Genomic DNA, 10,043 nt, shown 5'->3' on the forward strand with positions numbered 1-10,043 from the left:
CGGCCGCCCGGCAGGCGCGCGGCGCGGAAGCCGTCGCGACGCTGGGCCTGGAGAACGGTCGCCGGGCGTTCGACGCCGCGTGCGCGGTCTGTCATGCGGAATCGGGCGGCGTCGGGCATTTCGGCGTACGTCCGCTGATGGGGCTCAACACGAGCGTCAGCCAGGCCGCGCCGGACAACCTGCTGCGCGTGCTGCATCACGGGATCGACCAGCCGGCCACCGGCGAGCTCGGCTACATGCCGGGTTTCGGCGACGCGTTCGACGACCGGCAGATGGCCGAGCTTGCCGCCTACATCCGCGCGCGCTATGCGCCGGGGCAGCCGGCGTGGCGGAACCTGGCGGAAGCGTCGGCAAGGATTCGGCGGGAAGCCGCGCACTGATCGGCCTTCGGAAAACGAGCTGCGGCGGGTCGACCGGGCAAAACTACCCGTTGGCGCGATCTGGCCCGGAAATGGGGCGGAAATATTGCCCCATTTTTCTCATCGTTTAACCATTCGAAACAATGTGTTCACTGAAAGGGGCATGATCTCCGGCGATCGAGCAGGCATACTGTCGGCTATGTTGCTCAATGCGCGTCGAACGGCGCGCGCTTGCCCCCCATGTCCACTCCAGTTTCCTTTCGAACCTTGCGATGGTTGACCGTCGCGGCTGCTGCATGCTTGCTCGCCGCGTGTTCGACCGCTTCCGACGTGACCGCGACGTCCAACCCGAACGTTTACACCGTGAAGACCCGCACGGTGGGTGTATCGACGTCGTGGGCCGACGCCCATGAAAAGGCGCTCAGCGAGGCCGCCGATTACTGCACGCAGCGCGGGATGCGCGCGAGCATGAAGCAGGAATCGTTGACCGGCCGCAGCAGTGTCGACGCGCGCTCCGAACTCGCGTTCGAGTGCCATCCGACCTTCGAGACCGCGTCGAACCCGCGCGGTTGAACGACCGGCGGCGTTGACGTGCCGTCGCCGCCCGCGTTTTTCTTTCCCCGCTAGCAAAACGACCCGCGATGCCGTTCACGCGCATCGCGGGTCGGCGCACGTCCGGTGCAGGCTGCGGCGGTTACGCCGGCTGCGCCTCGTACAGCTTCACGCACGCGGAGAAGTCGAGCGTGCCGAGCCCCTGCTGGCTCATCGACTGATAGAGCTGCTGCGCGAGCGCGCCCAACCACACCGGCTGGTGCGCGCTGCGCGCCGCTTCGGTCGCGAGCCCGAGATCCTTCAGCATCAGGTTCGCCGCGAACCCGCCCGCGTAGCCGCGCGCGGCCGGCGCGGTGTCGCTCACGCCCGGATACGGGTTGTACGTGTCCGAGCTCCAGCAGCGGCCGGTCGACGTATTGATGATGCCGGCCAGCACGGCCGGATCGATCCCGAGCGCGGCGCCGAGCGCCATCGCTTCCGAGACGCCCATCATCGAGATCCCGAGCAGCAGGTTGTTGCAGATCTTCGCGATCTGCCCGGTGCCCGTGCCGCCGCAGTGCACGACGTTCTTCCCCATGTCGAGCAGCACGGGGCGGATGCGCTCGAACAGTGAGGTATCCGCGCCGACCATGAAGGTCAGCGTGCCGGCCTGCGCGCCGCCGGTGCCGCCCGACACGGGCGCGTCGGCGAGCGGGAAGTCGCGCTGCGCGGCGGCGTCGGCCACCGCGCGCACGGTGCCGGGATCGATCGTGCTGCAGTCGATCAGCATTGCGCCGGCGCGTGCGCCGGCGAGTACGCCGTCGTCGCCGAGGTAGACCGCGCGCACGTGCTGCGCGGCCGGCAGCATCGTGATCACGATGGCCCCGCGCGCGGCCGCTTCGCGCGGCGAGCCGGCGGCCGTCGCGCCGGCGCGCACCGCGACGTCGACCGCGTGCGCGTCGAGGTCGAACACCGTCAGCGCGTGGCCGGCCTTGAGCAGGTTGGCGGCCATGGGGCCGCCCATGTTGCCGAGCCCGATGAATGCGATTTCCATGTGTGTGGTTCCTTTGTCGACCGGACTTGGCGCTTTAGCGCTTAGTCCGGTCCCATGCATATCGATCAGCGCAGCGCGATCGTCGTGTTCACACCGCCGGCCGTCGCGTCGTCGTCGAACCAGCGCGCGGTGACCGTCTTGGTCTGCGTGTAGAACTGCACGACCTGCTTGCCGTACGGGCCGAGATCGCCGAGCTTCGAGCCGCGCGAGCCCGTGAAGCTGAAGTAGGGCACCGGCACCGGGATCGGGATGTTGATGCCGACCTGGCCGATGTCGATCTCGCTCTGGAACTTGCGCGCGGCCGCGCCGCTCTGCGTGAACAGGCCCACGCCATTGCCCATCGGGTTGCGGTTGACGAGCGCGATCGCTTCGTCGAGCGTGTCGGCCTCGAGCACGACCACCACCGGCCCGAAGATTTCTTCCTTGTAGATCGACATGTCGGTCGTCACGCCCGAGAAGATCGTCGGGCCGACGAAATTGCCCTGCTCGTAGCCGGGCACCTTCACGTCGCGGCCGTCGAGCAACAGCGTCGCGCCTTCCTTCACACCCGAGTCGATCAGCGACAGGATGCGTTCCTTCGCCGCCTTCGACACGACTGGCCCGACGTCCGTGCCGGCTTCGGCGCCAGCATTGACCTTCAGCGCCTTCGCCTTCTCGACGAGTTCGGGCAGCCAGTCGCGCGCCTTGCCCACGAGCACGACGACCGACGTCGCCATGCAGCGCTGGCCGGCCGCGCCGAAGCCTGCGCCGACGAGTGCGTTGATCGACTGCTCGCGGTGCGCATCGGGCAGCACGACCGCGTGGTTCTTCGCGCCCATCATCGACTGCACGCGCTTGCCGTGCTGGCTGCCGAGGTTGTACACGTGCGTGCCGACCCGCGTCGAGCCGACGAACGAGATCGCCTTGATGTCCGGATGCGTGCAGAGACGGTCGACCACCGTCTTGCCGCCGTGCACGACGTTCAGCACGCCTTGCGGCACGCCGGCCTCGATCGCGAGTTCGACGAGCTGCATCGTCGACAGCGGATCCTGCTCGGACGGCTTCAGCACGAACGTGTTGCCGCAGACGATCGCCATCGGGAACATCCACAGCGGAATCATGCCGGGGAAGTTGAACGGCGTGATGCCCGCGCACACGCCGATCGGCTGGCGCAGCGTGTAGGTATCGACGCCGCCCGCGACGTTTTCCGCGAATTCGCCTTGCTGCAGCGTGCCGATCGAGCACGCGTGCTCGACCACTTCGAGGCCGCGGAAGATGTCGCCTTGCGCGTCGGGCAGTGTCTTGCCTTGCTCGGCCGTCAGCGTGTGCGCGATCCGTTCGAGATTGCGGCGCACGAGATCCTGGAACTTCAGCATGATGCGCAGCCGCGCGCCGATCGGCGTCGTCTTCCACGTCTGGAATGCACGCTGCGCGGATGCGATCGCGGCGTCGACCTCGTCGAGCGTCGCAAACGGTACGCGGCCGATCACTTCCTGCGTCGCGGGGTTGACGATGTCGCCCCATTCGGTGCTTTGCGATTCGACGAACGCGCCGTCGATCAGCAGCTTGGCGGTGGGCAGGGCGAGGGTGGTCTGGGGAACTGCGGCGTTCATGGAACTCTCCGGAAAGCGGTGTGACGATGAAAAAAGGTGTCTGCTTCCGCCGTGCGTGCATGCGCGGCGGGCAGCAGGCTGAACTGAAATCGAACGGATGCGGCCGGCGTGCTCAGGCGCGTGCCGGGCGCATCAGTGCGGTACATATGAGCGCGAACACGCCGAAGCCGACGAGGTACGCGATCACGTAGTGCGGCTGGCCGCCGCCGGCCTTGAGCAGCGACGTCGCGATCATCGGCGCGAAGCCGCCGCCGATCACGCCGGCGAGCTGCACCGACAGCGAGATGCCGCTGTAGCGGATTTCCGCGGGGAACTGCTGCGCGAACAGCAGCGATTCCGGCGCATAGAGGATCGGGAACACGACGCCGAGGCCGAGCACGATCGCCCACCATGCGTATGACACCTGCTGCGTGCCGAGCATCATGAAGAACGGCGCGGCGAACGCGCACATCAGCACGAGGCCGATCGCGAACATCCGGCGCTGGCCGATCTTGTCGCTCAGGTGGCCGCACAGCGGCATCGTGACGAGCGACAGCGCCGCGCCGGCCGTGATCGCGTGCAGCATCTCGGCCTTCGGCAGGTGCAGCTGCTGCGTCGCGTACGCGAGCGCGAACGTGACGACCATGTAGAACCACGTGTTCTCCGCGGCGCGCGCGCCGACGATCGTCAGCACCTCGCGCGGATGGCGGCGCAGCGCGGCCGTCACCGGCGACTTCTCGGCCTTGCCCTGGCGCTGCATCTTCTCGAAGTCGGGCGATTCGGGCACTTTCGCGCGGATGAACCAGCCGAGGCCGACGAGCGCGATGCTCGCGAGGAACGGCACGCGCCAGCCCCACGACAGCATGTCGGCTTCCGGCAGCGCGGCCACCGCGGCCATCGCGACCGACGACAGGATCAGGCCGAGCCCGACGCCCGTCTGCGGCAGGCTGCCGAACAGCCCCTTGCGGCCCTTCGGCGCGTGTTCGACGGCCATCAGCACCGCGCCGCCCCATTCGCCGCCGACGGCCATCCCCTGCAGGAAGCGCATCGCGATCAGCAGCGCGGCGGCCCAGTAGCCGATGCTGTCGTACGACGGGATCAGCCCGATGATCATGCTCGGCACGCCCATCAGCAGCAGCGTGATCATCAGCATCGACTTGCGGCCGATGCGGTCGCCGAAGTGGCCGAACACGATGCCGCCCATCGGCCGGCCGATGAAGCCGACCGCGAACGTGCCGAACGCGGCGAGCGTGCCGACGACGGGGTCCAGCGACGGGAAGAAGATGCGGTTGAACACGAGGGCAGCGGCCGTGCCGTAGAGGAAGAAGTCGTACCACTCGATCGTGGTGCCGGCCATGCTGGCCCAGCCGGCCAACAGGTAGTGCTTCGCGGTGCGGGCGGGTGCCGGCGCCGCGACTGTCGCATGCTCATCGAGGGTGGATCGGGTCTGCATGGTGTCTCCGTGGTGGTGCCGCGGCTCGTAGTCCGCAGGTCACGGTCGAGTATAGTTATGCGCGGATTCATCATGTACCGATAAAGAAACCGGTTGGATGTGCATTTATGCATATCGACGGCCGGCCCGGAGACTCCAGCCCCTTTTTCCCTCGCCGATGCGACATGCCACCGAGCCGGTTTCCGGCAACCTGAACTGGGACGACCTGCGCTTTTTCCTCGAAGTCGCGCGCACGCAGCGCGCGAGCGGCGCCGCGAAGCGGCTCGGCGTCGACTACACGACCGTCGCGCGGCGCATCCGCGCGCTCGAGGCCGCGATGGGCACGCTGCTGTTCGACAAGTCGCGATCCGGCGGCTTCACGCTGACGGCCGAAGGGCAGCGGCTCGTCGCGTATGCGGACGCGATGGAGACGACCGTGCAGTCCGCGTGCGACCAGGTCGCGAACACGGGCGAGGCGCTGTCGGGCCACGTGCGGATCGGGTCGACGGAAGGGTTCGGCTGCTTTTTCCTCGCGCCGCAGCTCGCGCAGTTTCGTGCCGAGCACCCGCACGTGACGGTCGACCTGCTGCCGGTGCCGCATTTCGTCAACCTGCCGAAGCGCGAGGCGGACCTGGCGATCACGCTGGAGCGGCCCGAGCGCGGGCCTTACGTGGTCACCAAGCTGTGCGACTACCAGCTGCGGCTCTATGCGACGCGCGACTATCTCGCGAACCACGCGCCGATCACCTGCACGGCCGATCTCGCGCAGCACGCGTTCATCAGCTACGTCGACGATCTCGCGTTCAGCAACGAATTGTTGTACCTGGACCGCGCGGTGCCGGGCGCGACGGCCGGGCTGCGCACGACGAGCGTGATCGCGCAGTATTTCGCGGCGCTGCAGGGCGGCGGGCTCGCGATCCTGCCGTGCTTCATGGCGGCTACGCAGCCAGCGCTCGTGCCCGTGCTGCCGGACGACGTGGTCGTCACGCGGTGCTTCTGGCTCACGTGCCGCGAGGATCTGCGCAAGCTGCGGCGCGTGACCGCGCTGTGGGATTACCTGCGCGCGGCGGCGGACGCGAATCGCGCGCTGCTGTCGGGCGAATCGGGGAGGCTGAGATTCGTCGGCGAGCCGGAATAGCGGAGCGGGCGAGTGTGGCGGTTGCGGTGGCGGTGACGACGATTTGATCGATCTGGTTGAAAAAAAGCGGCTGGCGAAGATCCGGCCGGTTATCGGGGGAAACGCAGATGGCGTTGACGCATGCGGGCAAGGTTTTCGTGGTCTGTGTGGCCGTATTCGGCGTTGCCGCGTACTGGCTCGCGTCGCGCATGGTGCGCCGCCAGACCGGCAGCAAGCGCGGATCGGGCGGCGCGGTCACGTTTTGGTGGCTCGTGTGCTTTTGCCTGGTGTCGCTGTTCTTCCCGTTCGCGTACTGGATCGGTGACGAACTCTACGAACTGGCGGTGTCGCCGAAATACGAGGCGACCGTCGTGTCCTACCAGTCCGAGTGGGACACCTGCGAGCGCCGCGACAGCAGCGGGCGCACCGCAAAGTATCGGTGCATCAAGTACACGTCGATCCTGGAAGCCGTGATGCCGGATGGCGAGCGGGTCGTGCTGCCTGGCAACATCCGCTCGGGCAGCGTGCCGGAGATCGGCGAGCGCGTCGATGTCGTGCTGCCGCAGGGCGCGAATCAACTGCACGAGCGCAGCGTGCGCAGTGTCGGCCTGCTGGCCGGCGGCGGGCTGATGGTCGCGATGACCGGGTACTTCCTTTACCTGATCGCGGCGTACGGCGCCGGCCGGAACCTCGACCGCGCGGCCCGCTTCGGCGTGGCGGTGGTGATGAACGGGCTCGTGCCGCTCGGCGCGTTGCTGATGGAAATCGGGTTCCTGAGCGTGCCTTACCGCTACTGGGCGCGGGGGAATCCGGAACAGTGGCCGGTGTGGGTGCTGGCGCTCTGCCTGCTGTTTGCGCTTTCGCTGCTGCCGTTGCTGCTCATCTATGCGCGAACCGCCTGGCGTGTGGTCGTGAAGTAACGGAGGCGGCGGTGCGGTTGTGCCATCATGGTCGCACCGACAGCCGCCAGGAGACGGTCGTGGAAATTCATTCGCAGTGGACGTTCGATTGCCGGCCCGAGCATGTATGGCCGCATTTCCTCCATGCCCGGATGGACGACACGCGGCCGTTGTTGTTCCGCCTCGGTGTGCCGAAGCCGGTCAGTTGCCGCGTGCTTGAAGGCGTGCCGGCCGTCGGCAACACGCGGCAGTGCACGACCGATCGCGGCACCATCGACCAGCGGATCCTCGTGCTCGACGAGCATCGCCGGCTGCGTTACCGGATGGTGGCGTCGACGGTGTGGTGCCGCGACTGGGTCGGGCTGCTGGAGGACGAATTCACGCTGACGCCAATCGAAGACGGCAGGACACGCGTCGAACGGCGCACCGTGTTCAGTGCGCGTGGCCTCTTCAAGCCGGTCCGGCAGATCGGGTTGTGGCTCGCGTTGCAGCAGGCGCACCGGTATGCGGCGCGCAACTGGCGGCGCCTCGCGATGGCGGCGCGGGGGCAGGCCGTGCCACCGCCGCTTAACCCGGGCAGCCCAGCCGATCCGCGAGTTCGTTCAGGTTCCTGACGTCGAAGTCCCACGCATCGTCGGCTTTCAGGTCGGTCGTCTGGCCGGGCCCGTGTTCGGTCGGTCGCAGCACGAACGCGGTAGACAGCCCCTGCCGGCGCGCGGCCGCGAGATCGCCGTTGTGCGCGGCAATCAGGCACAGCTCGGCCGGCTCGACGCCGAGAATCTCGACGGTGTCGCTGTACACCTGCGGCGACGGCTTGTACGCGCGGACGACTTCCGCACCGAGAATCGCATCCCACGGCAGCCCCGCGCGTTTCGCGACGTCGACCATCAGCCGGATGTTGCCGTTCGACAGCGGCGCGATGATGAAGCGCCGCTTCAGCCGTTGCAGCGCCGCGACGGCGTCGGGCCACGGGTCGAGGCTGTGCCACGCAAGGTTGAGCGCGTCGATGTCGGCGTCAGGCACGTCGACGATCCCGTAGCGGTCGAGCGTGCGGACGAGGTTCTCGCGGTGCAGGACGTCGAGCCGCACGTAGCGGCGGCGCCCGCTGCGGATTTCTTCCATTGACGGCGAATATTCGGCTCGCCACGCATCGGCGAATTCGAGCGGATCGAGCGCGGGTGCGTAGCGGTCGAGGAACGCGGCGGCGCCGCGGGCGACGCCGCTTCTCCAGTCGACGATCGTTCCGAAGACATCGAAAACGAGCGCCTTGATTTCGGCAGGGTTCGTCATGGTGATCCAGTGAGGGTCGATCGATGAGGTGTCGAATCGCCGTGCCGCCCGACTGCGCGACGCCGGTTCGATCGTCATTGAATCACGGATACGAAAAGGCGGTTTGACCGGTCGCGAAGGCGCCCGGTTTGCACCGCGTCCGGAGGCGCTTGGGTCCTCAATGCCACTTGCGGATCTGCACCTGCACCTTGCCGTCGCGGATCGGCATCACGTCGGGGCTGTCGTCGCCGACTTCGCTCGCGATCAGGTCGTTCAGGCGGCCGTTCATCGCGAGCAGCAGCTCGCCGTGCTGCTTCCTGTCCATCGCGAGATTGCGCATCTCGCCCGGATCGCTCGCGATGTCGAACAGCTCGACGTCGTTGCGCGCGAACAGGTCCTCCATCGTCGTCGGCCGGTTGAATTCGAGCGGCGAGAAATAGCGCGTGAACCGGTAGCGGCCGTCGAACACGCTGCGGATCGTGCCGCGCAACCGGAAATCCGGCTGCTGCGCGAGCGCGCGGCGCAGCAGCTCGTCCTCCGGCACGCCTTTCTGGCGCATCGTGCCCAGCTCCTTCAGCATCCATTCGCTGTCGTAGTAGAGCAGCATCGCGTAGTTGAACAGCGTGGCATCGCGCGCCGCGTGCAGCTTCGCATCGGCCGGCTTCGCGAGCCAGCGCGTGAGGTCGTGCCCCTTCAGCGCGCTGCCGCGGATCGACGCGAGGCGCGCATCGTCGAGGCCGGTGAGCCCGAGCAGCGTCGGCGCGATGTCGATGTGCGACGTCAGCGCATCGCACTGCATGCCGCCCGGATACGCGGGATGGCGGATCACGAGCGGCACGTGGTTCTGCGGCTGGTACGCGGTTGCGCCCTTGCCGACGAGCTGGTGCGCGCCGATGTGATCGCCGTGGTCGGCCGTCATCACGACGATCGTGCGTTCGTCGAGGCCGAGCGACTGCAGCGATTGCAGCAGGCGCACGACGTGCGTATCGCAATCGCGCACGCAGTTGAAGTAGTTATCCTGATAGATGCGCAGGCGTTCGTCGGTGAACGGATAGCGGCCGACGAGGTTCGCATGCGCGGCGTTGAACATCCCGTGCGCGGGCGGCCGCCCCGGCTCGTCGTACGGCTGCCGCCGCGACGCCGCAAGCGGCACGTCGTGCCACGACGTGCGATACAGCGCGTCGTTCGGCGGCGGCGCGTTGCCGAGCATCGGGTGGTTCGCGTCCTGCACCGTCGAGCCGTTCGTATCGGTGTTCACGAACATCGCGTCGTGCGGGTTCACCAGATTCACCGCGAGGAACCACGGCTTGCCTTCCTTCGCGAGACGCGGCGCGTGGTTGCGCATCCAGCTCACCGCGGCCTCGGCCGTGATCCCGTCGTACTGGTAGCCGCCGCGCACCATCCCGATCAGGTCGCCCACGCCGAAATAGTCGTCGAAGCCGTACGACCGGATCGTGCGGTTGTAGTCGGCCACGGGCGCCGTGTACGGGCTCGCGGTTTCGTGCATCGACGCGCTCAGGTGCCACTTGCCGAGATACGCGGCGTAGTAGCCGGCGTCGCGCAGCATGTGGCCGACGGTGCGCACGTCCGGCGACATGTCCTTCTGCCAGGGCACGCCCGCGTTGTCGAGCACGCCGGTGTGCTGGATGTGCTGCCCCGTGTAGACCGTCGAGCGCGACGGCGAGCACACGCACGCGGCGATCTGGTGGTGCATGAACGTGATGCCGTCGCGGCGCAGCGCTTCGCGGCCCGGCACCGGAAACGGCCAGCGGTCGAAGTGGCGCTCCTGGTCGGTCAGGATGAACAGGATG

Annotated in this window: 10 protein-coding genes; 5 read left to right on the forward strand and 5 right to left on the reverse strand. The window is 67.7% G+C overall.

The window, feature by feature from the left end; all coding sequences use genetic code 11:
• Nucleotides 1-380, forward strand: a 380-nt coding sequence (locus tag G3O06_RS44140) for a cytochrome c (protein ID WP_205819838.1), incomplete at its 5' end; no start/stop codon positions are given.
• A 219-nt stretch (nucleotides 381-599) separates the two neighbouring features.
• Nucleotides 600-932 (forward strand): hypothetical protein, encoded by a 333-nt coding sequence (locus tag G3O06_RS44145; RefSeq protein ID WP_174911019.1) that lies wholly within the window; start codon nucleotides 600-602, stop codon nucleotides 930-932.
• Between the two features lie 121 nt (nucleotides 933-1,053).
• On the opposite strand, the gene mmsB is transcribed toward G3O06_RS44145, so the two are convergent.
• The 3 genes from mmsB to G3O06_RS44160 all read right to left on the reverse strand — a co-directional run bounded on the left by mmsB (nucleotide 1,054) and on the right by G3O06_RS44160 (nucleotide 4,968).
• Nucleotides 1,054-1,944 (reverse strand): 3-hydroxyisobutyrate dehydrogenase, encoded by an 891-nt coding sequence (gene mmsB / locus G3O06_RS44150; protein WP_205819839.1) that lies wholly within the window; start codon nucleotides 1,942-1,944, stop codon nucleotides 1,054-1,056.
• Nucleotides 1,945-2,009: 65 nt separating this feature from the next.
• The gene (locus G3O06_RS44155) at nucleotides 2,010-3,536 is read right to left on the reverse strand and encodes a CoA-acylating methylmalonate-semialdehyde dehydrogenase (RefSeq protein WP_174974535.1); all 1,527 of its coding nucleotides are present in this window, start codon (nucleotides 3,534-3,536) and stop codon (nucleotides 2,010-2,012) included.
• Nucleotides 3,537-3,648: 112 nt separating this feature from the next.
• Nucleotides 3,649-4,968, reverse strand: coding sequence for an MFS transporter (locus G3O06_RS44160; protein WP_205819840.1), 1,320 nt, complete (start codon nucleotides 4,966-4,968; stop codon nucleotides 3,649-3,651).
• Nucleotides 4,969-5,125: 157 nt separating this feature from the next.
• Between G3O06_RS44160 and G3O06_RS44165 the strand changes: the two genes are divergently transcribed.
• The 3 genes from G3O06_RS44165 (at nucleotide 5,126) to G3O06_RS44175 (ending at nucleotide 7,577) form a co-directional block, all read left to right on the forward strand.
• A complete protein-coding gene (locus tag G3O06_RS44165; RefSeq protein WP_174974531.1) occupies nucleotides 5,126-6,085 on the forward strand; it encodes a LysR family transcriptional regulator in 960 nt (319 codons plus the stop codon).
• Between the two features lie 107 nt (nucleotides 6,086-6,192).
• On the forward strand, nucleotides 6,193-6,984 hold the full coding sequence (locus tag G3O06_RS44170; RefSeq protein WP_205819841.1) for a uracil permease: 792 nt from the start codon (nucleotides 6,193-6,195) through the stop codon (nucleotides 6,982-6,984).
• A gap of 59 nt (nucleotides 6,985-7,043) precedes the next feature.
• Nucleotides 7,044-7,577 carry a hypothetical protein gene (locus G3O06_RS44175; protein ID WP_205819844.1) on the forward strand — a complete coding sequence of 178 codons (534 nt, stop codon included), beginning with the start codon at nucleotides 7,044-7,046 and terminating at the stop codon, nucleotides 7,575-7,577.
• Here G3O06_RS44175 and G3O06_RS44180 read toward each other — a convergent pair.
• Both G3O06_RS44180 and G3O06_RS44185 read right to left on the reverse strand, forming a co-directional pair.
• Nucleotides 7,531-8,253: a haloacid dehalogenase type II gene (locus tag G3O06_RS44180; RefSeq protein ID WP_205819842.1), complete on the reverse strand. Its 723-nt coding sequence runs from the start codon at nucleotides 8,251-8,253 to the stop codon at nucleotides 7,531-7,533. The genes G3O06_RS44175 and G3O06_RS44180 overlap by 47 nt on opposite strands.
• Before the next feature lie 157 nt (nucleotides 8,254-8,410).
• The coding region (locus G3O06_RS44185) for a sulfatase-like hydrolase/transferase (protein ID WP_205819843.1) at nucleotides 8,411-10,043 on the reverse strand (1,633 nt) is incomplete at its 5' end.

The sequence above is a fragment of the Burkholderia sp. Ac-20345 genome, assembly GCF_017104825.1.
GTDB lineage: Bacteria > Pseudomonadota > Gammaproteobacteria > Burkholderiales > Burkholderiaceae > Burkholderia > Burkholderia lata_B.